The 25,525-nt window shown below is 66.0% G+C and carries 29 protein-coding genes and 1 pseudogene; 13 read left to right on the forward strand and 17 right to left on the reverse strand.

The window, feature by feature from the left end; all coding sequences use genetic code 11:
* Positions 1-29 precede the first annotated feature (29 nt).
* The 5 genes from UB43_RS09405 to UB43_RS09425 all read left to right on the forward strand — a co-directional run bounded on the left by UB43_RS09405 (position 30) and on the right by UB43_RS09425 (position 5,555).
* Entirely contained in the window at positions 30-956 is a 927-nt protein-coding gene (locus UB43_RS09405) for a carbohydrate ABC transporter permease (protein WP_045210166.1), read from the forward strand.
* Positions 949-1,794 carry a carbohydrate ABC transporter permease gene (locus tag UB43_RS09410; protein WP_045210168.1) on the forward strand — a complete coding sequence of 282 codons (846 nt, stop codon included), beginning with the start codon at positions 949-951 and terminating at the stop codon, positions 1,792-1,794. Before UB43_RS09405 ends, UB43_RS09410 begins: the two co-directional genes overlap by 8 nt.
* A gap of 11 nt (positions 1,795-1,805) precedes the next feature.
* Positions 1,806-2,966: an ABC transporter ATP-binding protein gene (locus UB43_RS09415; RefSeq protein WP_045210170.1), complete on the forward strand. Its 1,161-nt coding sequence runs from the start codon at positions 1,806-1,808 to the stop codon at positions 2,964-2,966.
* 45 nt (positions 2,967-3,011) lie between these two features.
* Positions 3,012-4,376 (forward strand): carbohydrate porin, encoded by a 1,365-nt coding sequence (locus tag UB43_RS09420; protein WP_045210258.1) that lies wholly within the window; start codon positions 3,012-3,014, stop codon positions 4,374-4,376.
* Positions 4,377-4,718: 342 nt separating this feature from the next.
* Positions 4,719-5,555, forward strand: coding sequence for a D-hexose-6-phosphate mutarotase (locus tag UB43_RS09425; RefSeq protein WP_017516670.1), 837 nt, complete (start codon positions 4,719-4,721; stop codon positions 5,553-5,555).
* A gap of 160 nt (positions 5,556-5,715) precedes the next feature.
* Here UB43_RS09425 and UB43_RS30060 read toward each other — a convergent pair whose 3' ends face one another.
* The 3 genes from UB43_RS30060 to UB43_RS09435 form a co-directional block, all read right to left on the reverse strand.
* A complete protein-coding gene (locus UB43_RS30060; RefSeq protein WP_017516671.1) occupies positions 5,716-5,844 on the reverse strand; it encodes a hypothetical protein in 129 nt (42 codons plus the stop codon).
* Between the two features lie 73 nt (positions 5,845-5,917).
* Positions 5,918-6,106, reverse strand: a complete 189-nt coding sequence (locus UB43_RS09430) for a hypothetical protein (RefSeq protein WP_045210172.1) — start codon at positions 6,104-6,106, stop codon at positions 5,918-5,920.
* Positions 6,107-6,127: 21 nt separating this feature from the next.
* Positions 6,128-6,565 (reverse strand): hypothetical protein, encoded by a 438-nt coding sequence (locus UB43_RS09435; protein ID WP_045210173.1) that lies wholly within the window; start codon positions 6,563-6,565, stop codon positions 6,128-6,130.
* 222 nt (positions 6,566-6,787) lie between these two features.
* Here UB43_RS09435 and UB43_RS09440 point away from each other — a divergent pair, with 222 nt between their 5' ends.
* Both UB43_RS09440 and UB43_RS09445 read left to right on the forward strand, forming a co-directional pair.
* Positions 6,788-7,222, forward strand: coding sequence for a PGDYG domain-containing protein (locus UB43_RS09440; RefSeq protein ID WP_045210175.1), 435 nt, complete (start codon positions 6,788-6,790; stop codon positions 7,220-7,222).
* A gap of 156 nt (positions 7,223-7,378) precedes the next feature.
* Positions 7,379-8,284, forward strand: coding sequence for a YihY/virulence factor BrkB family protein (locus UB43_RS09445; RefSeq protein WP_045210179.1), 906 nt, complete (start codon positions 7,379-7,381; stop codon positions 8,282-8,284).
* Here the strand turns inward: UB43_RS09445 and UB43_RS09450 are convergent.
* Together UB43_RS09450 and UB43_RS09455 are read right to left on the reverse strand one after the other, a co-directional pair.
* Complete coding sequence (locus tag UB43_RS09450; protein WP_045210180.1) at positions 8,281-8,832, reverse strand: hypothetical protein; 552 nt, start codon at positions 8,830-8,832, stop codon at positions 8,281-8,283. The genes UB43_RS09445 and UB43_RS09450 overlap by 4 nt on opposite strands.
* 109 nt (positions 8,833-8,941) lie before the next feature.
* Complete coding sequence (locus UB43_RS09455) at positions 8,942-9,850, reverse strand: LysR family transcriptional regulator (RefSeq protein WP_045210182.1); 909 nt, start codon at positions 9,848-9,850, stop codon at positions 8,942-8,944.
* A gap of 60 nt (positions 9,851-9,910) precedes the next feature.
* Here UB43_RS09455 and UB43_RS09460 point away from each other — a divergent pair, with 60 nt between their 5' ends.
* Entirely contained in the window at positions 9,911-11,185 is a 1,275-nt protein-coding gene (locus UB43_RS09460; protein ID WP_371318961.1) for an SGNH/GDSL hydrolase family protein, read from the forward strand.
* A gap of 155 nt (positions 11,186-11,340) precedes the next feature.
* On the opposite strand, the gene UB43_RS09465 is transcribed toward UB43_RS09460, so the two are convergent.
* From UB43_RS09465 to UB43_RS09475, 4 genes and pseudogenes are all read right to left on the reverse strand, one after another.
* A complete protein-coding gene (locus UB43_RS09465) occupies positions 11,341-12,456 on the reverse strand; it encodes a PilT/PilU family type 4a pilus ATPase (protein WP_045210185.1) in 1,116 nt (371 codons plus the stop codon).
* 114 nt (positions 12,457-12,570) lie between these two features.
* Positions 12,571-13,131, reverse strand: coding sequence for a methyl-accepting chemotaxis protein (locus tag UB43_RS30290; RefSeq protein ID WP_371318968.1), 561 nt, complete (start codon positions 13,129-13,131; stop codon positions 12,571-12,573).
* Positions 13,111-13,944 (reverse strand): annotated as a pseudogene (locus UB43_RS30295) (PAS domain-containing protein); the annotation flags it as partial. The gene UB43_RS30290 and the pseudogene UB43_RS30295, both read right to left, overlap by 21 nt.
* A 79-nt stretch (positions 13,945-14,023) precedes the next feature.
* Complete coding sequence (locus tag UB43_RS09475) at positions 14,024-15,781, reverse strand: hybrid sensor histidine kinase/response regulator (protein ID WP_045210190.1); 1,758 nt, start codon at positions 15,779-15,781, stop codon at positions 14,024-14,026.
* Positions 15,782-15,808: 27 nt separating this feature from the next.
* Between UB43_RS09475 and UB43_RS09480 the strand changes: the two genes are divergently transcribed.
* Both UB43_RS09480 and UB43_RS09485 read left to right on the forward strand, forming a co-directional pair.
* Positions 15,809-16,468, forward strand: a complete 660-nt coding sequence (locus tag UB43_RS09480; RefSeq protein WP_045210192.1) for a response regulator transcription factor — start codon at positions 15,809-15,811, stop codon at positions 16,466-16,468.
* 219 nt (positions 16,469-16,687) lie between these two features.
* On the forward strand, positions 16,688-17,320 hold the full coding sequence (locus tag UB43_RS09485; RefSeq protein ID WP_045210194.1) for a LysE family translocator: 633 nt from the start codon (positions 16,688-16,690) through the stop codon (positions 17,318-17,320).
* Positions 17,321-17,402: 82 nt separating this feature from the next.
* On the opposite strand, the gene UB43_RS09490 is transcribed toward UB43_RS09485, so the two are convergent.
* Positions 17,403-17,684 carry a peptidylprolyl isomerase gene (locus UB43_RS09490; RefSeq protein WP_045210197.1) on the reverse strand — a complete coding sequence of 94 codons (282 nt, stop codon included), beginning with the start codon at positions 17,682-17,684 and terminating at the stop codon, positions 17,403-17,405.
* A 300-nt stretch (positions 17,685-17,984) separates the two neighbouring features.
* Positions 17,985-18,569 (reverse strand): NAD(P)H-dependent oxidoreductase, encoded by a 585-nt coding sequence (locus UB43_RS09495; protein ID WP_045210199.1) that lies wholly within the window; start codon positions 18,567-18,569, stop codon positions 17,985-17,987.
* 164 nt (positions 18,570-18,733) lie between these two features.
* On the opposite strand from UB43_RS09495, the gene UB43_RS09500 reads away from it, so the two are divergent.
* Positions 18,734-19,027, forward strand: a complete 294-nt coding sequence (locus tag UB43_RS09500) for a putative quinol monooxygenase (protein WP_045210200.1) — start codon at positions 18,734-18,736, stop codon at positions 19,025-19,027.
* A gap of 7 nt (positions 19,028-19,034) precedes the next feature.
* On the opposite strand, the gene UB43_RS09505 is transcribed toward UB43_RS09500, so the two are convergent.
* Positions 19,035-20,477 carry a diguanylate cyclase gene (locus UB43_RS09505; protein ID WP_045210201.1) on the reverse strand — a complete coding sequence of 481 codons (1,443 nt, stop codon included), beginning with the start codon at positions 20,475-20,477 and terminating at the stop codon, positions 19,035-19,037.
* A gap of 242 nt (positions 20,478-20,719) precedes the next feature.
* Between UB43_RS09505 and UB43_RS09510 the strand changes: the two genes are divergently transcribed.
* Positions 20,720-21,568: a CAP domain-containing protein gene (locus tag UB43_RS09510; RefSeq protein ID WP_045210202.1), complete on the forward strand. Its 849-nt coding sequence runs from the start codon at positions 20,720-20,722 to the stop codon at positions 21,566-21,568.
* Positions 21,569-21,572: 4 nt separating this feature from the next.
* Here UB43_RS09510 and UB43_RS09515 read toward each other — a convergent pair whose 3' ends face one another.
* From UB43_RS09515 to UB43_RS09530, 4 genes are all read right to left on the reverse strand, one after another.
* Positions 21,573-22,094 carry a hypothetical protein gene (locus tag UB43_RS09515; protein WP_045210203.1) on the reverse strand — a complete coding sequence of 174 codons (522 nt, stop codon included), beginning with the start codon at positions 22,092-22,094 and terminating at the stop codon, positions 21,573-21,575.
* 184 nt (positions 22,095-22,278) lie between these two features.
* On the reverse strand, positions 22,279-23,115 hold the full coding sequence (locus UB43_RS09520) for a bifunctional allantoicase/(S)-ureidoglycine aminohydrolase (RefSeq protein ID WP_045210259.1): 837 nt from the start codon (positions 23,113-23,115) through the stop codon (positions 22,279-22,281).
* Positions 23,116-23,303: 188 nt separating this feature from the next.
* Positions 23,304-24,188 (reverse strand): LysR family transcriptional regulator, encoded by an 885-nt coding sequence (locus tag UB43_RS09525; protein WP_045210204.1) that lies wholly within the window; start codon positions 24,186-24,188, stop codon positions 23,304-23,306.
* Positions 24,189-24,270: 82 nt separating this feature from the next.
* Positions 24,271-24,543 carry a hypothetical protein gene (locus tag UB43_RS09530; RefSeq protein WP_045210205.1) on the reverse strand — a complete coding sequence of 91 codons (273 nt, stop codon included), beginning with the start codon at positions 24,541-24,543 and terminating at the stop codon, positions 24,271-24,273.
* Positions 24,544-24,700: 157 nt separating this feature from the next.
* Here UB43_RS09530 and UB43_RS09535 point away from each other — a divergent pair, with 157 nt between their 5' ends.
* Positions 24,701-25,024 carry a hypothetical protein gene (locus UB43_RS09535; protein WP_045210206.1) on the forward strand — a complete coding sequence of 108 codons (324 nt, stop codon included), beginning with the start codon at positions 24,701-24,703 and terminating at the stop codon, positions 25,022-25,024.
* Between the two features lie 55 nt (positions 25,025-25,079).
* Here UB43_RS09535 and UB43_RS09540 read toward each other — a convergent pair whose 3' ends face one another.
* Complete coding sequence (locus tag UB43_RS09540; RefSeq protein ID WP_045210207.1) at positions 25,080-25,301, reverse strand: DUF1654 domain-containing protein; 222 nt, start codon at positions 25,299-25,301, stop codon at positions 25,080-25,082.
* Positions 25,302-25,525: the final 224 nt, after the last annotated feature.

Genomic DNA, 25,525 nt, shown 5'->3' on the forward strand with positions numbered 1-25,525 from the left:
GGCGGGCTCACTCATCCTCGAGAAAGCAGATGGCGACCCAATCTCCGACTTTCACACCCGCCGCTAGTCCCCGCGCTTCGCTGCTCGATGGCTTGCAGGCCTGGCTGCCGAAGCTGGTGCTGGCCCCGAGCATGCTCGTGGTGCTGGTCTGCGTGTACGGCTACATCGGCTGGACGCTGTTGCTGTCCTTCACCAACTCTCGCTTCATGCCCGCGTACAGCTGGGCCGGCCTGAGCCAGTACCTGCGCCTGTGGGACAACGACCGCTGGTGGGTGGCAAGCAAGAACCTGCTGCTGTTCGGCGGCCTGTTCATCGGCGCCTGCCTGGTGCTCGGCGTGTTCCTCGCGGTGCTGCTGGACCAGCGCATCCGCCGTGAAGGCTTCATCCGCACCGTTTACCTGTACCCCATGGCGCTGTCCATGATCGTCACCGGCACCGCCTGGAAATGGCTGCTCAACCCCGGCCTGGGCCTGGACAAGCTGCTGCGCGACTGGGGCTGGAGCGGTTTCCGCTTCGACTGGCTGGTGGACCCGGAGCGGGTCGTCTACTGCCTGGTGATCGCCGCCGTGTGGCAGGCCTCGGGCTTCGTCATGGCGCTGTTCCTCGCCGGCCTGCGTGGGGTCGATCCGGCCATCGTCCGTGCCGCCCAGGTGGACGGCGCGAGCCTGCCGACCATCTACCTGCGCATCGTCCTGCCGAGCCTGCGCCCGGTGTTCTTCAGTGCGCTGATGATCCTCGCGCACATCGCCATCAAGAGCTTCGACCTGGTCGCCGCGATGACCGCCGGCGGCCCCGGCTACTCCTCCGACCTGCCGGCGATGTTCATGTACGCCCACACCTTCACCCGCGGCCAGATGGGCCTGGGCGCGGCCAGCGCGATGCTGATGCTGGGCGCCGTGCTGGCCATCGTCGTGCCGTACCTGTACTCCGAACTGCGGGGCAAGCGCCATGCATGACTCGACCCTGAAACCGTCGTTCAGCCTGAGCCGCCTGGCGGTGCACGCGACCCTCTGGGGCGCCGTGGCGCTGTACGTGATCCCGCTGCTGGTCATGCTGCTGACCAGCTTCAAGTCGCCCGAGGACATCCGCAACAGCAACCTGCTGGCGCTGCCGGACGTGTTCACCGTGATCGGCTGGGTGAAGGCCTGGGGCGCGGTGGGCGATTACTTCTGGAACTCGGTGAAGATCACCGTGCCGGGCGTGCTGATCTCCACCTTCATCGGCGCCATGAACGGCTATGTGCTGTCGATGTGGCGCTTCCGCGGTTCGCAGCTGTTCTTCGGCGCGCTGCTGTTCGGCTGCTTCCTGCCGTTCCAGGTAATCCTCCTGCCGATGTCCTTCACCCTCGGCAAGCTCGGCCTGGCCAACACCACCATCGGCCTGGTGATGGTGCACTGCATCTATGGCCTGGCCTTCACCACGCTGTTCTTCCGCAACTACTTCGTGGCGATCCCGGATGCGCTGGTGAAGGCTGCGCGCCTGGACGGCGCGGGGTTCTTCACAATTTTCCTACGCATTCTGATGCCGATGTCCACCCCCATCGTGATGGTCTGTCTGATCTGGCAGTTCACCCAGATCTGGAATGATTTCCTCTTCGGTGTGGTGTTCGCCAGTGGCGACGCACAACCGATCACGGTGGCTCTGAACAACCTGGTGAACATCAGCACGGGCGTGAAGGAATACAACGTCGACATGGCGGCCGCGATGATCGCGGCGCTGCCCACGCTGGTGGTCTATGTACTGGCCGGCAAGTACTTCGTGCGCGGGCTCACTGCCGGCGCCGTCAAAGGTTGAGGTAAGCACCGATGTCCACCCTTGAACTGCACAACCTGCACAAGTCCTACGGCGCGGGCCTGGCGGACACCCTGAAGTCGATCAACCTGTCGATCGACTCGGGCGAGTTCCTGATCCTGGTCGGCCCTTCCGGCTGCGGCAAATCCACCCTGATGAATTGCATCGCGGGGCTGGAGAACCTTACCGGCGGCGCCATCCTGGTGGACGGCCAGGACATCAGCGGCATGAGCCCGAAGGATCGCGACATCGCCATGGTGTTCCAGTCCTACGCGCTGTACCCGACCATGAGCGTGCGCGAGAACATCGCCTTCGGCCTGAAGATCCGCAAGCTGCCCAGGGTCGAGATCGACGCCGAGGTGGCGCGCGTGGCCAAGCTGCTGCAGATCGAGCACCTGCTCGAACGCAAGCCTTCGCAGCTCTCCGGCGGCCAGCAGCAGCGCGTGGCCATGGGCCGGGCGCTGGCGCGGCGGCCGAAGATCTACCTGTTCGACGAGCCGCTGTCGAACCTCGACGCCAAGCTGCGCGTGGAGATGCGCACCGAGATCAAGCTGATGCACCAGCGCCTGAAGACCACCACGGTCTACGTGACCCACGACCAGATCGAGGCCATGACCCTGGGCGACAAGGTGGCGGTGATGAAGGACGGCATCGTCCAGCAGTTCGGTACGCCGCAGCAGATCTACAACGACCCGGCGAACCTGTTCGTCGCCAGCTTCATCGGCTCGCCGCCGATGAACTTCATCCCGCTCCGGGTGCAGCAACAGGGCAGCCGGCTGATCGGCCTGCTGGACAGCGGCCAGGACCGCTGCGAGCTGCCGCTGCAACTGGATGCCGGGCTGATCGAAGGCCGTGAACTGATCCTCGGCTTGCGCCCGGAGCAGGTGCAGCTGGCCAGCGACGGTGCCAATGGCCCGAGCGATCTGCGCGCCGAAGTCGAGGTGGTCGAACCGACCGGCCCGGACACCCTGGCCTTTGTCACGCTCAACGGCGCCAAAGTCTGCTGCCGTCTCGCGCCGGACCAGGCTCCGCAGCCCGGCTCATCGCTGCAACTGCGTTTCGATCCCTCCCGTGCACTGCTGTTCGATGCCCGGAGTGGCGAACGCCTGCGCGCGGAGCCGCGTGGCAACGGCGACAGCAAGGTGACGCCACTGGCGCGCCAGAAGAATTCCTGAGTGATTCACTGCCTGAAAATACGACACCTAACGAGGATGCTGGACATGAACCAGTACATCAAGAATCGACCTGCTGTACGGACACTTGGTTGCCTGATCGCGCTGAGTGCCGCGGGGGCGGGCAATACCGCAGGGGCCGCCGATGCCTTCTCTTCCGAGTCCCAGTGGGGCCTGGGCGACTGGGGCGGCAAGCGCACCGAACTGCTGGAGAAGGGCTACGACTTCAAGCTCGACTACGTCGGCGAGGTCGCCAGCAACCTGGGCGGCGGCTACGACCAGCACACCACCGCGCGCTACTCCGACCAGTTCGCCCTCGGCACCCACCTGGACCTGCAGAAGATCCTCGGCTGGGACGCCACCGAGTTCCAGCTGACGGTCACCGAGCGTAGCGGCCGCAACCTCTCCAACGACCGCATCAGCGACCCGCGCGCCGGGCAGTTCAGCTCCGTGCAGGAAGTCTGGGGCCGGGGCCAGACCTGGCGCCTGACGCAGATGTGGATCAAGCAGCAGTACTTCGACGGCGCGCTGGACGTGAAGGTCGGCCGCTTCGGCGAGGGCGAGGACTTCAACAGCTTCCCCTGCGACTTCCAGAACCTGGCCTTCTGCGGATCGCAGGTGGGCAACTGGGTCGGCGGCATCTGGTACAACTGGCCGGTCAGCCAATGGGCCGCCCGCGTGAAGTGGAACTTCAACGACGAGTGGTACGCCCAGGTCGGCGCGTACAACCAGAACCCGTCGAACCTGGAAACCGGCAACGGCTTCAAGCTCAACGGCAGTGGCACTAAGGGCACCATCCTGCCGGTGGAGCTGGTGTGGATGCCGAAAGTCGGCGCCGCACAGCTGCCGGGTGAATACCGCCTGGGCTACTACTACAGCACCGCCGAGGCCGACGATGTGTACGACGACGTCAACGGCAACCCGCAGGCGCTCACCGGCGAACCGGCCAAGACCCACAGCGGCAAGCACGGCTGGTGGGTGGTGGCGCAGCAGCAGGTCACCGCGCACAACGGCGACGCCTCCCGCGGCCTGAGCCTGTTCGCCAACTTCACCGTGCACGACAAGGCCACCAACACCGTCGACAACTACCAGCAGCTCGGTGTCGTCTACAAAGGCCCGTTCGATGCGCGGCCCAAGGACGACATCGGCTTCGGCGTGGCGCGCATCCACGTCAACGACGACGTGCAGGATCGCCAGCGCCTGGTGAACCAGGTCAACGGCATCGACGACTACGACAACCCGCTGTACCAGCCCATCCAGGACACCGAGTACAACGCCGAGCTGTACTACGGCGTGCATGTGACCAATTGGCTCACCGTGCGGCCGAACCTGCAGTACATCCGCCATCCGGGCGGGGTGGACGAGGTGAACAACGCCGTGGTGGCCGGCCTGAAGATCCAGTCCAGCTTCTGATTGCTCCCTGGTGCGAACCTGGCCCGTCCTTGCGACGGGCCTTTTTTGTCTGCTCCGGGCGGTGTGTTGGGTGGTTCCTCGGCTGCTTTTTGTAGGAGCGAGCTTGCTCGCGAATTGCCTGGCGCCGGTGTTCCGGGCGGTTCGCGAGCGAGTTCGCTCCTACATCCGTAGAAAACGGGCGGACCCGGAGCGGGTGAGGAACCGTTTTTCATTGGCGCGGGCGCTGCGCGTGACTAGGCTTTGCGGTTAGAATCGCGGCCTTTTCTGTAAGATGTAGTGAAACTACAGAGAACTTCACGCCCCGGAATGTCCGGGCAGGGATTGGATCAGGACATCCGGACAATGCTCGAGCATCCGCTGCAGCGCTTTTTTCATTCCATGCGGGGCAAGCGCCCCTTCGACTGGGTGCGCTTCCAGCGTCGCGACCTGCTGCTCATCGATCATCCGCAATGCCAGGCGGTCTTCAGCCGCCAGGGCGCGCAACTGCTGCACTTCCAGCCGCGCGGCGCGCGCCCGCTGCTGTGGTGTTCGAGCCAGTGGCCGAGCCTGAGCACCGCGCCGATCCGTGGCGGCATCCCGGTCTGCTGGCCGTGGTTCGGCAGCCATCCCACCGAGGCCGACTGGCCCCAGCACGGCTGGGCGCGCCAGCGCGAGTGGCGCATGCTCGACGCCTGGGCCGACGACCAGAAGGCGGTCGTCAGCTGGCAACTGGATATCGAGGACTGGCACGTGCGCCTGGAAGCGCGCCTGGGCCAGGACCTGGATATCGAACTCTCCAGCTACCACGAAGATGACAGCGACTGCCTCTTCAGCTTCGCCCTGCAGCCATACTGGCGCGTGGGTTCGCTGCGTCGCTCGGTGGTCCACGGCATGGAGCTGGACGGCAAGGCCAGCGGCCTGCCCAACACCTGGGCGCCCCGTGGCGCGGTCAAGCAGGTGCTCTACAACACCGGTTCCCTGGTGCTGGAGGATGCCGGCTGGCAGCGCCGCCTGCGCATCGACAAGAACACCAGCGCCGGCAGCGTCATCTGGCACCCGGGCAGCCGCGCGGTGGAGCAGGTGGAGCCGGGTGAGGCGGAGCGTTTCCTGTGCATCGGCGCCGCCGGCTATCGCGCGGGCGGACTGATCCTCGCCCAGGGCGAGCGCATGCTGCTGAACCTGCGCGCCGGGCTGGTCTGAAAGCCGAATCGTACCGAGGCGGCACGTCGGAACTCAGTGTAGGAGCGGGCCATGCCCGCGATCGTGCACATGGCGCGCTCCTACAGGTTCGCTGCGACTTTTCGAGCAGGGAGGGCGGACAGCCCCACTGAGGGCCATCCGCAAGACGAGGGGCGTACCCTCAGGACGGTTGTTGCGGAGTACCCAGCAGCGACTTGCCGGTTTTCTTCTGCCGCTTGGCCATGCGTTTTTCGTGCGCGGTTTTCAGCGGCTTCTTCTTCGCTTGTTTCTTCGCGTCGAGACCTTTCATGAGCCTGTCCTCCAGGGGACGCCCTCGGGCCGAGAGCTGACTGCTTCAGCATAGTCCCGTGGCAGGCGGCCGTTCAGCCGGCGGTCAGGCGCTCCAGTTCGCGGCGAACCATGTTGGCGTAGTGCGGCGGGCTCAGCCGGTACAGCTCGCCGGCCACCCAGGGCAACCAGCGGGCGCCGAGCGGCCCGCGTTCGGCCAGCAGGCGCCGGGCTTCGGCCTCGGCGCGCTGGGCGTTTTCCTGATGGTAATCGGCACGGCTCATGGGTGGTTCTTCGGGGCAGCGTCAGGTCTTGGCGCAGCTCAGGGTCTGCGGATCGATGGTGATGCTGGCCAGCGGCTTGGCGTCGCTGCCGGCATACTCGTGGGTAACGCTCAGGTGATGCTCGCGGAAGCGCTGCAACAGGTCGGGCTGCTCGCAGGTGGTGCCTTCGAGCTGCTTCTTCAGGCCGTTCTCGAACTTGGCGCGGGCGCCCAGGTCCATGGCGTCCAGGCGCAGGTTGGAGATGGCGTAGCGGTAATACAGCATCTTCTTCGCCGGGTCGAGCTGCACGCTGTTGAGAGTGGTCACCTTGTCCACCTGGCGCGGCAGGTTGGACTTGGTCACCTGGTCGAAATAGTCCGCCGATTCCTTGAGGAATTTCGCTTCTTCGGGGGTGTCTTCGGCGTGGACGGCAAGGCTGACAAGCAACAGGAAGGGCAGGGCGAGACGGGCAAACGGCATGGGAAATTCCTGTACGGCTGATGGGAGTGGCGTGAAGGTGCAGGCTAAGCAGGTGCGACTGCCAGGGGGTGGTCGGGTTCGGTCGAGTGTGCGGTGACGGCACGCTCATGGTCTGTGAGTGTAGAGCACTGCCAGCCGCTGGCCGCTCGCGGGGTGATTCTTTTGCGAGTAGGCTTGCCCCGTTCTTTTCCCCACCTTTTTCCGCAGGTCCGCAGTCCCGCCATGATCGAACTGACCCAGGTCGACCTCCGCACCGATCCCACCGCGCAACGCGTGGTGAAGGACGAAACCGTCACTGTCGAATTTGCCGCTGCGGCAGGCGAATTGATGAGCCTTGAAGGGCCGAACCGTTATGCCGTCGGCGACGCAATTGTCAGTAGCGCGACCGGCGAGCGCTGGGTCGTCTCCCGCGAGCGCTTCGATCCGAAGTACCGGCCTGCCGATGCCGCACTTGCCCACGGCGAGCCGGGCGCCTACCGCAATATCCCCAGCCCGGTGCTGGCCCGGCGCATGGACGAGCCCTTCACCCTGTTGCGCTCGGCCGGTGGCGACCGCCTCACCGGTTGCGCTGGCGACTGGGTCATGCAGTACGCCCCCGGCGACTACGGCGTGGTGAAGGCCGAGCGCTTCGCCAAGGTCTATCGTCTGGCCGACTGAAACCGCACCCGCTCTGGCCTCCACGCCCCGCCAGCAGCTATGGTCTGTGCTGGCGGGCGCTCTGCGTCGCGCTTTTGTTGCAACTTTGCCGGCGGTGCGCAGGTCCACCCTGCAGCCCGCCGGCGGGCGGGACGCTCATCGGGAGGACGGTGCGGGATGCGATTCATGGACATGCGCGGGCTCAGTTTGGGGCCCTGGAAACTGATCAGGCTGACGCTGAAGGAATTCCTCGACGACGAGATGCCCACCTACGCCGCCGCGCTGGCCTACCAGGGGTTGTTCTCGCTGTTTCCCTTCCTGCTGTTCCTCATCGCGCTGCTGGGCTTCCTGCACCTGCCGGAGTTCTTCGACTTCCTCCGCCAGCAGGCCGACTATGTGCTGCCGGCGCAGGCGCTGGAACAGGTCAACCCAGTCATCGACCAGTTGCAGCAGCGCCAGGGCGGGCTGTTGTCCATCGGTATCGTGGTCGCGCTGTGGTCGTCCTCGGCGGCGGTGCGCTCGCTGATGATCGCGCTCAACGCCGCCTATGACGTGCGCGAGGCGCGTCCGGCCTGGAAGCGCATCCCGCTGTCGCTGTTCTACACCTTCGGCCTGGTAGCGATGCTGATGCTGATCGCCGCGCTGATGATCCTCGGGCCCCAGGTGATGGGCTGGATCGCCGCCCAGGTGGGCCTGGAGGACTTCGTGGTGATCCTCTGGAGCATCCTGCGCTGGCCGGTGATCGTGCTGCTGATGATGATGGCGGTGGCGATCATCTACTACGTCACGCCCAACGTGCAGCAGAAGTTCCGCTTCATCACGCCCGGTTCGATGCTCGCCGTGGTGCTGTGGATTTCCGCATCGCTGGGGTTCGGCTACTACGTGAAGAACTTCGCCGACTACAACGCCATGTACGGCAGCGTCGGGGCGATCATCGTGCTGCTGCTGTACTTCTACATCTCGTCGGCGGTGCTGCTGCTGGGCGCGGAACTCAACGCGGTGATCGAGCACCATCTGCCCCACGGCAAGGACGAGGGCGAGAGGACCTTCGAGCGGGCCGCTCCGACGCCCGATGAAGGCTAGGGCTGAACCGGTTGGCCGGCGACGGCGGGTGGTTCGCTGAGCAGTGAGTTGACCAGCGCGGTGGCCTTCTCGAACGATGGGTAGCCGCTCTTGGCGACGTCCAGGTTGCCGTAGTCCTCAAGATACTGCCGGGCCTTCGCCGGGTCGGCCTGCTCCACCAGGAAGGGCTCGGACCAGATCTTGTAGAGCAGCGCCACGGCGTAGGGCTGGCCGGCGTCGGCGGCTTTCTCCAGCAGCGGCAACACCTCGTCCACCTGCGGGCCTTCCTTGATCTTCAGCAGCGCCATGTAGAAGCTCGCCTCGCCGCGTACGTCCGCCTCCATGGAGCGGGCGAGCAGGGCTTCGGCCAGCTCGTAGTTGGCCAGGTCGCCGCTGGCGATCAGCAGCTTCGCCTGCAGCATGTCGTTCTGGTAGAGCAGGCGCTCCTGGCGGCAGGCCTCGCCGCTCAGTGGCTCGTCGCAGGGGTTGCCGGCGTTCGTCGAGCAGCCGGCGAGCAGCAGCGGCAGGGCCAGGGCGGCCAGCAGGTAAGGTGTGTGTTGCTTGCCCATGCAAGTCCCTCGGGAGCGGGTGTCAGGGTTCGACCGGTCGGTGGGCGCGCCGGTTCTGCTCATTGGCGAAAAGCATAGCCGCTGCACTACACAAGGGCCGCGCGAAGGCTCATAGAGCTTCAAAACCGGGCAGGCGCGGCAGGCGCTCGATGAAGAAGTCGATCAGCGCGCGGGTCCGGGCCGGCAGAAAAAGGCGCGAAGGATACAGCAGGCTGGCCTCCTGGGCAGGCCCGCACCACTCCGGAAGCAGACGTTGCAGGCTGCCGTCGGCCAGCAGGTCGGCCACCAGCCAGGCCGGGGTCAGGCCGAAACCGGCGCCCAGGCAGTAGCTCTCGCGGATCGCCAGGGAGCTGTTCACCGTGTAGCGGCTGCGCGTGGCGAGGCTCAGCTCGCGCCCGTCGGCATGACGCAGCAGCAGATTCTGCCCGGCGTCGAGCCAGGCGAAACGCAGGTAGTCGGCCAGCGGCAGGTCTTCGGGAGCCTGCAGCCCGGACTGCCGCGCGAGCCATGCCGGAGCGGCCACCAGATAGCGCGGCGAGCGGGCCAGCGGGCGGGCGATCAACTGCTCCGGCAATTCGCCGCCCAGGCGCAAGGCGAGGTCGATGCCTTCCTCGGCGAGGTCGACGAAGCGGTCGTTGAGCAGCAGTTCCACCTCGACCTCCGGGTGTAGCTGCATGAACTCCAGCAGCAGCGCATTCAGGCGCAGCACGCCCAGGCTCACCGGTGCGCTGACCCGCAGGCGGCCGCGTACCTGCTCGGTCTCCCCACGGGCCTCGCTGACGCCCTCGGCGTAGCTTTCCAGCGTCTGCCGGGCATGTTCGTAGAAGCGCCGGCCCTGCTCGGTGGGCTGCACGCGGGTGGTGCTGCGGATCAGCAATTGCGCGCCGACCTGCCGCTCCAGTGCCGCCATGGTCTTGCTCACTGTCGGCTGGCTGCTGCCGGCCTCGCGGGCCACGGCAGAAAGACTGCCCAGCTCCACGGCGCGGACGAAACAGTGCAACGCCTTGAGGGTATCCATGTCCTATTCGTTTATCGAATGACGGGTCTGCAAATATGCCGTCTACCGTCGCGGTTGGGAATGGCCGAGCCTGTGCTCAACCCATTACCGCTATCGAGGAACGCCATGAAACGCTTGCTGCTCGCGACCCTGATCACCCTGGCCCTGCCGCTGGCGCAGGCCGGAGAAGGACACTGGCAGGCGACCTGGAGCGCCAGCCCGCAGCGTGCCTGGGGCCGGGAAGTACCGCTGCCGCTGGGTGTGCCGTCGGTGATCGGCAACCACACACTGCGGCAGAGCGTGAAAGTCAGCCTGGGTGGCCGGCGCGTGCGCATCGCGCTGTCCAACGCCTATGGCCGCCAGCCGGTGGCCATCGGAGGTGTCGCCGTGGCACTTGGCGCGTCCGCCGGGCAGCTCGCTGGCCCGAGCCACCGCCTGACTTTCGCCGGCCAACCCACGGCCTACATCGCACCGGGCGTCGAGCTGCTGAGCGATCCGCTGGATCTGGCCGTCCCGCCGCTGGGCGAGCTGGCCGTATCGATCTATCTGCCGCAGCCCACTGCCATCGAAAGCTTCCACTGGGATGGCAAGCAGCGCGTCCATGGCGGACCGGGTGAACAACTCGACGCTGCGCGCCTGCCGGCAGACGGCAAGATGGAAGCGCGGCTGTTCCTCGCCGACGTGCTGGTGGAGAGCCCCGAAGCACGCCCGGTGGTGGCGGTGCTCGGCGACTCGATCACCGATGGCCGTGGTGCCAGCCTGGACGGCAACCAGCGCTGGCCGGACGTGCTGGCGCAGCGGTTGGCGGTGCATGAGGTGGGCGTGATCAATGCCGGCATCTCCGGCGCGCGCCTGCTCTCCGACGGCATGGGGCAGAGCGCCCTGGTGCGTTTCCAGCGCGACGTGCTGGGCAAGCCGGGTGTGAAGGCGGCCATTGTGGCGCTGGGGATCAACGACATCGCCTGGCCCGGCAGCACCTTCGCGCCGAACAACCCGCTGGTGCAGTACGAGGACCTGGTCGCCGGTTACCGCCAGCTGATCGCCCAGGCCCATGTGCGTGGCGTGCGCCTCATCGGCGCGACCATCCTGCCGTTCGAGCGTGCGCTCAGCGGGTCGCCCATCGAGAACTACCATGCGGCCGGCAAGGAAGCGCTGCGCCAACGGGTGAACCAGTGGATTCGCGAGAGCGGTGAATTCGATGCGGTGGTGGACCTGGATGCGCACCTGCGCGATCCGGCCCACCCGCTGCGCCTGCTGCCGGCCTACGACAGCGGCGACCACCTGCACCCCGGCGATGCGGGGAACCGGGCGATGGCGGAGAGTGTGGATATCGACGCATTGTTGAAGGGGATGTGATGCCTTTCGGGGCCTTTGCGAAGGTTGGCGTTGCCGGGGATCGATCGCGGACGGAGTCCGCTCCCACGTAACCGGTCAGCGCGGTGCGCAGGCGTGCGTGGGAGCGGACTCTGTCCGCGATTGGCCACGCTTTCGCACATTCGGAGCAGGCGCGTTCAGTTACCGAACGCCGGCCCGATACTGTCGTCGTCCATACCGCGCTCCAGCTTGATCTTCAGCGCAAGGTCAGTGCGCGAGTCGGCGAATTTCAGCGCATCGCTCACGCTCACGCGGCCTTCCTCCAGCAGCTTGTACAGGCTCTGGTCGAAGCTCTGCATGCCGCTTTCCAGTGCGCGTTCCACCGCGCCCTTGAGCTCGGGCAGTTCGTCGCGCTGGATGATGCCGCGGATGTGCGGCGTACCCATCACCAGCTCCACCGCCACGGCGCGGCGCTGGTGGGTGCCGGGCACCAGGCGCTGGCCGACCAGCGCGAGGATGTTCTGCGAGAGGTCGGCCAGCACCTGCGGGCGCGCCTCGTCGGGGAAGAAGCGGGTGATGCGCTCGATGGCGTGGCGGCAGCTGGTGCCGTGCAGGGTGGCGACGCACAGGTGGCCGGTCTCGGCGTAGTGCAGCGCATGCTGCATGGTGGCGGCGTCGCGGATCTCGCCGAGCATGATCACGTCCGGTGCCTCGCGCAGCACGTTGCGCAGGGCGTCTTCGTAGCTGTGGGTATCCAGGCCGACCTCGCGCTGGTCGATGATCGATTTCTTGTGGGTGTGGAGGAACTCGATGGGGTCCTCGATGCAGACGATGTGCCCGGAGCGGTGGCGGTTACGGAAGTCCAGCATGCTCGCCAGGGTCGTCGACTTGCCCGCGCCGGCCGCGCCGATCACCAGGATCAGCCCGCGGTCCTGCATGGCCAGCTTGTCGAGGATCGACGGCAGGCCGAGGGAAGTGACGTCGGGGATCACCTGCTTGATCAGGCGCACCACCATGGCCACTTCGCCACGCTGGAAGTAGATGTTCGCGCGGAATCGCCCGACGTCCGGCACGCTCAGCGCCAGGTTCATCTCCAGGTCACGCTCGAAGTCCTGCGCCTGCGCCGGCGACATCAGTTGCCAGGCCAGGGTCTTCACTTCGCCGGGTTGCAGCACGCGATCGTCCGCCGGCTGGCTGTGGCCTTCGGCCTTCAGGTGCGGCGGCGCGCCGACGCTGAAGAACATGTCCGAGCCACCGCGCTCGGGCAGCAGGCGCAGATACTGGATGACGTCGGGGAGGGGCGAGTCGCTCATGGGTTTGTCCTTGGATGGCGAGAGGGCGCATCTGCATTGAGCCTAGCTGCAATGCCGGACGGGAGACTAGGGGAGGCTGCGGCACGCCGTGTTGACGTGCCGCAGGCAAGCACCTCAGGTCGACAGCTGGTTGGCAAACTGGCCCACGGCGTTGACCACGCGCTGGGCGCTGTCCTGGATCTCGATGATCACCGTGCCGGCCTGGCCGGACAGTTCCAGGCCCAGCTCGGCCTGCTGCTTGCCGCGGTCGATCATGGCCACGGCCTGGCCGGCCAGGTGCTGGTTCTGTTCCACCACGCGGGTGATTTCCTCGGTGGCGGCGCTGGTGCGCGAGGCGAGCTGGCGCACCTCGTCGGCGACCACCGCAAAGCCGCGTCCCTGGTCACCCGCGCGGGCGGCTTCGATGGCGGCGTTGAGCGCCAGCAGGTTGGTCTGGTCGGCGATGCTGCGGATGCTCTGCACCAGCGCGCCGATGGCCTGGGACTGGCGGTCCAGCGCCTCGATGCCCTGGGCGGCCTCCTGCATGCGGTCCGCCAGTTCGCGCATCACCTCGACCGTCTGCTGGACCACGGCGGCGCCCTTGGTGGCGCTGTCGTCGGTGGTCTGCGAGGTGTCGAAGGCGATGGTCGCCGCTTGCGCGACGGCGTTCTCGCGGTGCACCTGTTCGGTGATCACGGTGGCGAACTTCACCACTTTGTAGAGGCGGTCGTGGGCGTCGATGATCGGGTTGTAGGAGGCCTCCAGCCAGACCTCGTGGCCACGACTGTCGAGGCGCTTGAAGCGGCCGGTGACGAACTCGCCGCGGCGCAGCTTGGCCCAGAAGGCGTCGTACTGCGACGAGTTGTATTCGGCAGGCTCGCAGAACATCCGGTGATGCTTGCCCCGGATCTGCGTCAGGCTGTAGCCCATGGCGTTGAGGAAGCGGTCGTTGGCGGCGAGCACTTCGCCCTGCAGGTTGAATTCGATCACCGCGGTGGAGCGTTGCAGCGCCTCGATCAGGTTCTCGTGCTCGCGGGAGTTCTCGATGGTGCGGGTCAGGTCGCTGGCGTAGATCGAAAAGCGCTGGATCGCACCGCTGCCGTCGTGCACCGGCTGCAGGATCGAGCGCAGCCAGGCTTCCTCGCCGTCACCGCGCAGCAGGCGGATCACCCCGGCCAGGTGTTCGCCGCGCTCGATGGCGTGCTTCACCTTGAGGTGGAAGTCCAGCCCGCGGACGTGGTCAGGAATCAGGTCCAGCAGTGCGCGCCCCTTGAGCTGTTCGCCGCGGTGGAGCATCTCTTTCTCGAAGTTGGCATTCACCGACTCGATGCGCCCTCGGGGGTCGAGGAACAGCACGAGCATTTCCTCGTCGAGGCTGGCGCGGATCTCTTCGACGGAGGCGAGTTCTTCACGCAGGGAGGCCAGTTCCTGCTTCAGACGCGAGTTGAACATTCGTGGGCTTTCTCTAGTGGTGAGGCACGAAGGCTGCTGCCGATTCGTTTCACCCATTGCATCGGCCGATCCGGCCGCGACTTTAGCCCCGGATGAACCGGCGTAGCCCGCGTGCCACAAGGCCTGGCGCTAGATTTCAGGCGGTACTGGTCACATCCTGACTGCTGGCGATGGCGGCGCGCAGCTGGTCGGTGTCCAGCGGCTTGTGCAACAGCTGGCTGCCGCTGGCGGCGGCCTCGCGCAGGTGTTCGGGAGAGGTGTCACCGGTGATGATCAGCGCCGGCACCTTGCGCGAGAGGTAGCTGCGGATACGCCGGATGGCGTCGGCGCCGGTCTGGCCTTCACCGAGTCGGTAGTCGCTGAGGATCAGGTCCACGGGCGCGCGGCCAGTGTGGCTGGCCTCGATATGCCGCTGGCAGGCGAGCAGGGCGCTGGTGCCCGGATAGACGCGATGGCCCCAGACCTCCAGCAGGCTGCACAGCGCGTGCAGCACGTCGACTTCGTCCTCCACCACCATGATGCCCAGGCCGGGCCCGCGCGCAGCCGCCGGCATCGGCATGGGCGGCGCCTGCAACGGCGTCTCGGCCAGTGGCACGCGCAGGCTGAAGCAGGTGCCCCGGCCGGCCTCGGAGGTCAACGCCAGGGGATGCCCGAGCAGCCGTGCGGTGTGGCGCACGATGGCCAGGCCCAGGCCGAGCCCCTGCTTGCGGTCGCGCTCGGCGTTATGCAGCTGGACGAACTCGTCGAAGATCACGTCCTGCTGGCTGGCATGGATGCCAACGCCGGTGTCGATCACCTGGATTTCCAGCTCGTCGCCGCGCCGCCGGCAGCCCAGCAGCACACTGCCCTTCGGCGTATAGCGGAAGGCGTTGCTCAGCAGGTTGTCGAGCACGCGCTTGAGCAGCAGCGGGTCGCTGTCCACCCACAGCCGGCTGCTTTGCACACGCCAGCGCAGGTTGTGCTCGCTGGCGGTGCCGGCATAGGCCTCGCGCAGGTCGGCGAACAGCTTGTGCAGCGAGATCGGCTCGCGCGCCACGGGTACCACGCCGGCGTCCAGGCGCGAGATATCCAGCAGGCCGTTGAGCAGGTCGCCCAGGTTGCCGAGCATGGCGCGCAGGCGCGTGGCGATGTCGCGCGCCTGGCGGGCATCGACCGGGCCGCGTTCGGCGAGGGCGGAGAGGGCGCCGACGAACAGCCCGAGGGCGTGGATCGGCTGGCGCAGGTCGTGGCTGGCGGCGGCGAGGAAGCGCGACTTGGCGCGGTCCGCGGCGCGGGCACGGTCGCGCTGCTCGCGCAGGTCCTGTACGAGCTCGGAGTTCTCCTGGCGCAGGCGGATGGTCTCGCACAGGCTGCGGTAGGTCACCCGGCTGTAGTACAGGTTGACCCCGGCCAGGCAGACGATGAAGAAACTGTAAGTAGTGTGCTGCTCATCGGCGACGCTCAGGCACAGCACCAGCATGGGCAGCAGCATTGCGCTGAGCGAGCCGACATAGGCCGGCGGAAAGGCCGACAGCGACGGCACCGCGCCACACACCAGGCCGGTGAGCACGATGCAGGTGAAGGCGAACAACTGCGGATCGCCATGGGCGAATCCGGCCCAGCCCAGCCACCCCCACAGCAGGCTGCTGGCCCAGGACAGCAGCGTGTTGCTCCACAGCCATTTTTCTTCCCGCGTGCGCGCCGGGGCTTGCCGGAAGTACAGGCGTGCCAGGACAATCCGCCCCAGCGTGAGCGCGTAGAGCGCGACCAACCAGAAGACCATCGTCGTCGGCGACAGGGCGTTGCGGAAGATGTACAGCACCGGCAGGGGTATCACCAGGTTGGCAAAGAGCACGGCGTAGGACTGGCGGAACAAGAGTTCGACCAGATCGCGCTGCTGCAGGCTGTTGTGCATATCCGAAATGCCTCAGGGAGACGAAAGATGGACGGGAAGCGCGAATGGCGGGTGGTCATCGCCGATGACCACGGCATTGTACGGGACGGCCTGCACCTGCTGCTGTCGACCCAGGACGGCATCCAGGTGGTGGGTGAGGCGGGCGACGGCATGCGCCTGCATACCCTGCTGGAAGAACAGGGCGCGGACCTGCTCCTGCTCGACCTGAACATGCCCGGCCTCAACCGGCTGCAGTTCATCCATGAACTGCGCCAGCGCCACCCCCGGCTGAAGATACTGGTACTCACCGCCAACACCGAAACGGCCACAGTGCGCTCGGTGCTCGACGCCGGCGTACACGGCTACCTGAGCAAAAGCGATGATACCGGCGAGCTGCTCGAAGCCATCGATGCCCTGCGCCACGGCCGGCACTTCCTGGCGCACAGCCTGCGCGTCCTGCTGGACAGCCCGAACGCGCGCGTGCCCGTCGATGCCGGCCTGCTGTCGGCCGTGGAGCTGACCAAGCGCGAGCGGCAGATTCTCATCCTGGCCGCCCAGGGGCACAGCGCGCGGGAAATTGCCGAGCACTTCAGCATCAGCCCGCTGACCGTGCGCAAGCACCGCGAGAACCTCATGCGCAAGCTCGACCTGCACAGCCCCGCGGAGCTTGCCGCCTTCGCTGTGCGCCTGGGGCTGCCCAGCGCCTGAGTCGAACCTGTGCCTTGCCTGCGTGCGCATGCCGCGCGTCCCCGTCCCATGGATGAATGGATGAGTCGTCCGGCAGAGACTAGCGTCCGGCACTCCGGGAAAAAATACGGCAACTGCCGTATGTGCCCGGCCGCCCGCGCTGCTTAACCTTTCCCGTCACGGACCAGACGCCGCCTCGATGAGCGCCGGCCGATACCCGATCAAGGGAAGGATCACACCATGATATTGCCTGCCTACTGGGCCTCGTTCGCCGTGGCGACGCTGGCATTCGCCTGCATGCCGGGCCCGGCCATCCTCTACATGACCTCGCAGACCCTCGCACACGGCCGCCGCGCCGGCCTGCACGCCGCGCTGGGCATTCACCTGGGTTGCTACGCGCACATCCTCGCCGCCAGCGCCGGTCTTGCCGCACTGCTGCACCATGCACCGAACCTGTACCTCACCCTGAAGCTGGCCGGCGCCGCCTACCTGATCTGGCTCGGCGGCACGATGATCTTCGGCCGTCGCCGCCTGGGCGCCAGTGGCGAGGAAGTGGGCGAGGCGCGCCCGAAGGTGCTGCGCGACAGCATCATCGTCGAGGTGCTCAACCCCAAGACGGCGCTGTTCTTCCTGACCTTCCTGCCACAGTTCGTCGACCCGTCTGCGAGCCTGCCGGTGGGCCTGCAGTTCTTCATTCTCGGGATGATCGTCAACCTGGTGTTTTCCACCGCCGACGTGCTCGCCGTGCTGTTCGCCTCGCTGTTGCTCGGCGCGTTGGGCAAGGGGCGCGGACAGCGGCTGATGCCGCGTGTGTGCGGGTCGATCCTGGTGGGGCTGGGAGTGATGCTGGTGGCTCGGGGCGGGCCGATGTGACGCGGGGATCTGGAGCGGGAAGCCGGGCGGGAGGGAGAGCAGGCGCCGCCCCGTCAGACGGGCGCGGCGCGGGCGAAGCGGATCAGTCCTCGCGGCTGGTCACTTCCACCAGGTGGTAGCCGAACTGGGTCTTCACCGGACCCTGGACGACGTTCAGCGGGGCGCTGAACACGACCTGGTCGAACTCGCGGACCATCTGGCCCGGGCGGAAACTGCCCAGGTCGCCGCCGCTGCGGCCGGACGGGCAAGTGGAGTTGTCGCGCGCCACCTGGGCGAAATCGGCGCCGCCTTCGATGGCAGTTTTCAGTTCCTTGCACTTGGCTTCGCTGGAAACCAGGATGTGACGAGCGGATGCACGGGCCATGGGATAACTCCTGAACAGGCAGTAGGAAAAAGCGAAGCCTAGCCGATTCCGGGCGCGAACCCAATGCCAGGCGGCGGGTGGCTTGCCCTTCGTAGGAGCGAGCTTGCTCGCGAACCGCCTGACGCCGGAGCAGCCGGGGAGTCATCGCGGACGAAGTCCGCTCCTACGCAAGTGTCTGCCTCAGACGCCGAACACTTTGCCAGTGTTCCTTGTAGGAGCGAGCTTGCTCGCGAACGGCCCATCGCCGGAGCAGCCGGGAAGACATCGCGGACGGAGTCCGCTCCTGCGCAAATTTCCGCCTCAGACGCCGAACACTTCGCTCAGGTGCTGCTGGTAGCGCTGCACATCGCCCTCGATGTTCGGGCGCTTCATCACGTCCACGCAGAGGAAGGTCGGCAGCGGGCTCATGCCCAGGAACTGGTTGGCCTTGTGGAACGGGAAGTACACCGCGTCCACGCCCTTGCCCTCGAAGAAATCGGTCGGGTCGTCGAAGGCCTGCTGCGGCGCGTTCCAGGTAGCGGAGATCATGTACTGCTTGCCCTGCAGCAGGCCGCCGCTGCCGTACTTCTGAGAGGCGTCGGAACGGGTGCGGCCGTCGTTGGCGTAGAGGCTGCCGTGGCCGGCGGTGAACACTTCGTCGATGTACTGCTTCACCGTCCAGGGCGCGCCCATCCACCAGCCGGGCATCTGGTACACGATGACGTCGGCCCAGAGCATCTTCTGCACTTCTTCCTGGATGTCGTAGCCGCCGTCGATGAAGGTTTCCTTCACGTCGAAACCGGCATGGTCCAGGTGGGCGATGGCGGCTTCGTGCAGAGTGGCGTTGTAGCGGCCGTCGGAGTGGGCGAACTGTTTGCCGCCATTGATCAGCAGGATCTTTTTCATGGTGTGGGCCCTGAAGTGAGGAATCGGATGGCGGCAGAATATCGAGCGGAGCAGGGTGGAAACACCCGTTTTCGGACAAATGATCCGTGCGTGAGAATCAAGAATGAAGAAGATTGATTTGCGTCAGGATTAGGCAATCCTTTCATCTCCCAGGAGCTAATCCGATGTACGCCTTCACCCTCCAGGCCCACACCCTTCCGGAAAAATCCCAGGTCTTCGAGGACCTGTTCCGTACCTACCTGACCCCCAGCCGCGCCGAGGAAGGCTGCATCCAGTACCACATGCTGCGCGACGCCAGCGACCCGACCCTGTTCACTTTCTTCGAGGTCTGGCAGAGCCGCGAGCACCTGGCCATTCACTCCTCGCTGCCGCACATGCGCGAGTTCCACGAGCGGCGCATGGAGTTCCTGCGCCGCGATTTCGATATCCAGGAAGTCGAGGTGATGCTGCCGCGCTGAGCGGCGCTCACGCCACCACCCGGTTGCGCCCGCCTTCCTTGGCCCGGTAAAGGTTGGCGTCCGCCGCGGCGATCAGCGCCTCGATGCTCTCTGCCTCGGTGTCGGAGGTGCTGGCCACGCCGATGCTGATGGTCACCACGCCGCGCTGGCTCTTTTCGTGGGGCAGCGCGGTGGCCTCCACCTCGCGGCGGATAGACTCGGCGACCTGCGCGGCGGCGGCGCTGTCGCAGCCGGGGAGGATCATCACGAACTCCTCGCCGCCATAGCGCGCCGCGCCATCTTCCTCGCGGCGGCAGCCCTTGCGCACCAGGTGCGCGACATTGATCAGCGCCAGGTCGCCACGCGGGTGGCCGTAGTGGTCGTTGTAGGCCTTGAACTGGTCGATATCCATCATCAGCACCGCCAGGTGGCCGTCTCCGGTGCGGCGACGCTGCCATTCCTGCTGCGCCTTCTCATCGAACCAGCGACGGTTGCGCAGGCTGGTCAGCGGGTCGGTGTCAGCCTGGGTGCGCAGCTTGTTCTCCTTGGCGTCGCGGCGGCGCAGGTGCCGGGTCAGGCGATAGGCGAAGAACAGGGTCGCGGCGTTGATCGCCAGCAATAACCCGGCGGTGATCCAGGTGCGCGCGGTCCAGGTGTTCAGGATCGCTTCGCGGCACAGCTCCACCGAGACCACCGCCTGGTAGTCACCGATGCGCCGGTAGCCGCGCCAGTAGGCGTTCGAAGCACCGTTTTGCTGGCGGAAATAGTCGTTCTGCCCGCTGTCGACGAACTCGCGGAAGGTGCCGACTTCTTCCTCGTTGGCTCGCTGCGGATCCGGCGGCCACTGGGCCAGAATGGTGCCGTCGAGCAGACGGATCGAGATCACCCCGAGCTTGCCCAGATCGATGCCGCGCACGAAGGACTCCAGGTGCTTCAGCTCCTTGATCGCGGCGACCGCGCCGACGAACTGGCCATCCTTGTCGATCACCGCACGGCTGAGCGCGGTGCTGACCGAGGAGCCCGGATAGGACGGCAGGAAGGGATGACTGAGGAACAGTCGATCAGGATTGTTCCGTGCATTCTTGAAGTAATCGCGCATCGACAGGTCGCGGCTGGACTCGCCGGCATGGTTCAGGTCCGCCAGCAACCGGCCCTGGGCGTCGGTCACCACCAGCGTGCCCGCGCGCATCGAGCCGGCGGCGTGGCCTTCGACCAGTTCCTGCAGGACCTGCTGCGACAGGTCCGGAGTTGCCGGGCCGGTGATGACATTGGAGAGGGTCAGCAGCGTCTGCGCATGCACATCCAGGTCGCGATGGAACTCGCGCTCCACCAGCAGCAGGGTGTTCTTGCCACTGGCATGGGCGTAGGCCAGCGCATCCTGCTTCATCTGTAGCATGTGCCAGCCGGCCAGCAGCGAGGCGAGCACCGCCAGCAGAAAGATAAAGCAGAAGACGCGAATCGGTTTGAGCACTGCGTACCTCCTGCCGTGACTCGGTAACTGTTCAGGTTCCTGAATTGTCCGATATGGCGGGCGACATACAACGCTTGTTCGGGGCCCCCTTGCCCTATGTCAGGCCGCCTGGCAATTTTCCCATCGGGGTGATACCCAACCTTTTCCAGGTTTTTCCGCCAAGGGAACCCGAGTGCGGCAGCCGCAGCCAAATGCCGAGAAATCACGCATCATTGAGCCCTTTTCGACCATCGGAGCCGTCCATGCCCAGCCAGTCGTTCCTTCCGCGTAGCCTGCTGTTGTCGCTCGGCCTGCTGGCCGCCGCCTGCGCCGGCGCGGCTGACCAGGACCAACTGCTCGAAGCCATCAACGCCTATCGCGGCGACGTGCAGTCCTGCGCCGGCCAGGCCTCCCAGGTGCTGCCGCCGCTGTCACCGGACTCGCGCCTGGCGTTACCGGTCTCGGCGGGGGAATGGAAGACTGCGCTGAACCAGACCGGTTACCCGATGAGCAGCGTGCGCATGCTCAGCCTCACCGGCCCACGCAACGTGACGGCCGCCATGAAGGCGCTGCAGGAGAGCTTCTGCCAGGTGCTGCTGGACCCGCAGTTCGTCGATGTCGGCATCGTCCGCGAAGGGGATGACTGGCGCGTGCTGCTCGGTCGCCAGCTGGTGCAGGCCAGGCTGGGCACCTGGGAAGCGGAAGGGCAACAGCTGCTGCAGGCGATCAACGCCGCACGCGGCAAGGCTCGCCAGTGCGGCGGCCAGGCCTTCGGTCCGGCCGGTGCGCTGAGCTGGAGCGCCACTCTGGGCGGCACCGCCGAAGCGCACAGCCGCGACATGGCCAACAACAACTATTTCGACCACAAGGGCCGTGATGGCAGCACGCCGGGCGACCGTGCGGAACTGGACGGTTACGCCGGCCAGCGCGTCGGCGAGAACATCGCTGCCGGGCAAGCTGACGCACAGAAAGTGGTGGACAGCTGGCTGGCCAGCCCCGGCCATTGCGCCAACCTGATGAACCCGCAATACAGCGAACTGGGCGCAGCCTACGCGGCGGACCCGAAAAGCGACGCGGGCATCTACTGGACGGCGATGTTCGGCTCGCCCTGAGTCCTCAGCGACCGCCGCTGACGGCGTCCGATTCGCCGCCCTGGCGTTTCACCTTCGCCGCGAGAATGGCTGCCTTGGCCGCCTCCAGGGTGGCCGAGGCGGCGGGAAGTTCGAAGACGCGGCTCTCGGCAAGCGACGAGACACGCTCACCACTGTCCAGGGTGAACTCCACGAACGCCAGGTGCTCCGACCAGGAGCGATAGCGGCGCACCATGAACAGGCTGTGGCGGCTGCGCACCGAACTGATCTTCTCCAGGGCGATCTGCCGGTGGCTGTCCTTGCCGCACAGCACCAACTCACCTTTGTCGATGAAGGCAGGCTCAGCCTTCGAAACCCGCTGCCACTCCACGGCGAAGCGCCCGCCGAGCAGCAGCAGGCAGAGGGGCAGGGCGGAGAACAGGGCAACGACGCCACTGAACATCTTGATCAGGGTGAAGACAGCCATCGCCAGCAGGATCAGCAGGGTGGCGGCGCGGTAGAAATGGACGTTGTCGAACTCGGTCTGCGGCAAGAACCGGACTTCCATGTACCTGTTTCCTCGGCGACTGCGAAACGTTTTCCAGCCAGATGTTTTAGCAGAATGGGCCACGCTTGCCACGCGAGACCGGTCACGGTACCGGCTGCGCGACAAAAGAAAAACCGGCGCCTGGGCGCCGGTTTTTCAGGTGTCGCTGTGGGAACCGGAGTCAGCTCCCGGCCGAACCTGCCGCTCAGTGCGGCTGGTTCAGGGTCAGGCGCATGTGGCGGTTCACATCCTTGTACAGCAGGTAGCGGAAGCGACCCGGGCCACCGGAGTAGCAGGCCTGCGGGCAGAAGGCGCGCAGCCACATGAAGTCGCCGGCTTCCACTTCGACCCAGTCCTGGTTCAGGCGGTACACCGCCTTGCCTTCCAGTACGTACAGGCCGTGTTCCATGACGTGGGTCTCGGCGAACGGAATCACGCCGCCCGGCTCGAAGTTGACGATGTTCACATGCATGTCGTGGCGCATGTCGGCCATGTCGACGAAGCGGGTGGTGCTCCAGCGGCCTTCGGTATCCGGCATCACCTTCGGCTCGATGTCCTGCTCGTTGGTGACGAAGGCTTCGGGCAGCGGTACGCCGTCGACTTTCTGGTAGTGCTTGCGGATCCAGTGGAAGCGCGTGTGCTGGCCGCTGGTGTTGCGCACCTTGTAGTCGGCGCCCGGCGGAATGAACGCGTAGCCGCCCGGCTGCATCTTGTGCACTTCACCCTGCAGGGTCAGGGTCAGCTCGCCTTCGACGATGAACAGCACCGCTTCGGCGTTGATGTCCTGCTCGGGCTTGTCGCTGCCGCCCTGGGGCGCCAGTTCGACGATGTACTGCGCGAAGGTCTCGGCGAAGCCCGAGAGCGGGCGGGCGATGACCCACATGCGCATGTTGTCCCAGAAGGGCAGGTGACTGGTGACGATGTCACGCATCACGCCCTTGGGGATCACGGCATAGGCTTCGGTGAACATGGCGCGGTCGGTGAGCAGCTCGGTCTGTGCCGGGTGCCCGCCGTGCGGCGCGTAATAGCTGGATTTGGCCATGGGTTGGTTCCTCATTGTTGTCTTGCTGCCCGGCGCGTACGGCGCCGTGGTGAGCAATTCGTGCAGAGCGGCGCGCTTGTCGGTGCGCTGGCCGTCGCTGGAAACCACGATATCCAGCGGCGTGTTCATGCACAAATTAAATGTTGGAATCCGCTGTATTCGATTTCTGAATGCGTGAGTGATGGCGCTCAGCCTTTCGTGTCCTGCGCCAGGACCCGCGACAGCACCCGCGCCAGCTCCTTCACCATCGGGTCCACCGCTGGCCGGTGCAACATCGCCACCTCGAACACGTCCACCGAGGGTAGCCCGATATTCTTCGGCAGCACGGCGTGTTCCGTCGTGACCGCGCGCTGCGGCAGCAGGCCGATGCCCATGCCGTCGGCGATGGCCGACTGGATGCCGGAAAGGCTCGAACTGGTGAAACTGATGTGCCAGCGCCGGCCGATGGATTCCAGCGCGGCGATCATCTCGTCGCGGTACACCCCGCGTGGCGGAAAGGTGACGATGGGCAGCGGGTCCAGCCCGATGCAGGCGTTCTTCGCGCTGTCCACCCAGCGCGTCTTCTCTGGCCAGCAGGCCACCGCCTCGCGGGCGTTCTGCCGTTGCTTGAGCAGCACCAGGTCCAACTCGCCGCGGTCGTAGCTGGCGGACAGATCGCGGCTCAGCCCGCTGGTGACTTCCAGCTTCACCTGCGGATAGCGGCGGTTGAACGCGGCCAGTTGCTCGGTGGTGCGCCCGGTGGCGAAGTCGTCCGGCACGCCGATGCGCACCGTCAACGCCACGGTGGCGCCGGACAGCGCCTCGACCATCTCGTCATTCAACGCCAGCAAGCGCCGGGCGTAGCCCAGCAGCGTGTCCCCGGCGTCGGTGGGCAGCACATCGCGATTGCCGCGCTCAAGCAGGCGATGTCCGGCCATGTCCTCCAGCCGACGGATCTTCTGGCTGACGGTGGACTGGGTCGAGTGCAGGCGTGTGGCGGCCGTGGTGAAACTGCCACAGTCGGCCACCGTGACGATGGCACGGAGCAGATCGAGGTCGAAGAGACGGGTATTCGGTTTATCACTGTCGCTCATGGCGGTATCGGAAATCTGAATGCGATACCGCTTTCTAGCAGCTCAGCCCGGGCCCCGGCAAATCACCTGGCACTGCCGACGCTCAGAGGTCGACGGTCTTCGCCCAGGGATCGCTGACGCTGCTGCCGCGGCGGTCGCCCTTGCGGCGGTCGTCTTCGAAGCGGATGGTTTGCCGTCGGTCGGCGCTGCAGCGGCGTTCGCCGTGGCGGGTGTCGATCTGGAACTTGGCCCTGGGCTTGGCCGGCATCGCCGCAACGGGCGGGGCGGCGGGTTCCATGGGAACCAGGCTGAGTTCATCGATGTTCAGGTCATCGAAGTTGAAATCACCGAGGTTGAAATCGTCGTCGAGATTCATCACGCGTCGCTCCACTGCAATACCCTCAGAGGTGAGCGTAGAAGCGTAGTGGCGTTGCGCCGTATCAGCCGACGGACTGCACATCGGACGTTTCCTTCAGCGCGATCTAGACTCCAGAAGCTGACCCTACCGGGGGATCCACACGGAGAGCGTCACCATGAAACGTCTACCGCTGTCCCTGCCGGTGCTGGCTGCTGTCGCCGCGTTGTCCGGTTGCATGAGCAACGAAGAGTTCCTCGCCTCGAACCAGCAGGCCGCGATCAATGCCACCGAATCTCGGGCGAAGTTCGAGCTCAATTGCGAGTCGATCACCAGCAGCGTGCTGTCGAGCAAGGTCACCAGTGTCCGCCGCGCCATGGAGCGCACCGAGTACACCATCGGCGTGCGCGGCTGTAACAAGCAGGCGACCTACATCACCTACTGCCTCAACCCCACTACCTGCAATGCCATCGCCGATACGGCGCGGACCGGTTCGCCGTAATTCACCAGGGATGGGGAGTTCGCGGTCCATCCTGCTTCGCTTTCCCAGTTGCCGATCAATCCAGCCAGCTGTGCCAGGCCAGCCGGATCGCGCCGTCCTGCAGGGGCAACAGGGTCAGGTTCGGTGCCTGGCGCAGGTCGGTGACCAGTTGGCTCCAGGCGGCGGAGTCATCGCTGGCTTCGCGGCGCAGGGTGATGCCGAGGTTCTTCAGGGTGGTCGGGTCTGCCAGCAGGGCGTTCACGCGGGCGGACAGCTGATTGTAGGTTGCGGCGTGCATGGGAGGCCTCCGGTTCGGGGTGGATGGAAAGTACTGTATGTAAATACAGTATTTCTTGTAAAGACCTGCGTGACCATCGGTAGGTGGGTTTCTGAAAGACGTGAAAGCGGGAGGCCCTGGGACGGTACTTCGGGCAGTGGGCGGCGTTCGCTCAGGGGCACAGCCCCTGTGAGCCGTGGGTTTGAGGGTTGGCCTGTCGCTATCGTTCTGAAAATGGAACGCTA

The organism is Pseudomonas sp. 21, assembly GCF_000955805.1.
In the GTDB taxonomy this organism is placed as follows: domain Bacteria; phylum Pseudomonadota; class Gammaproteobacteria; order Pseudomonadales; family Pseudomonadaceae; genus Pseudomonas.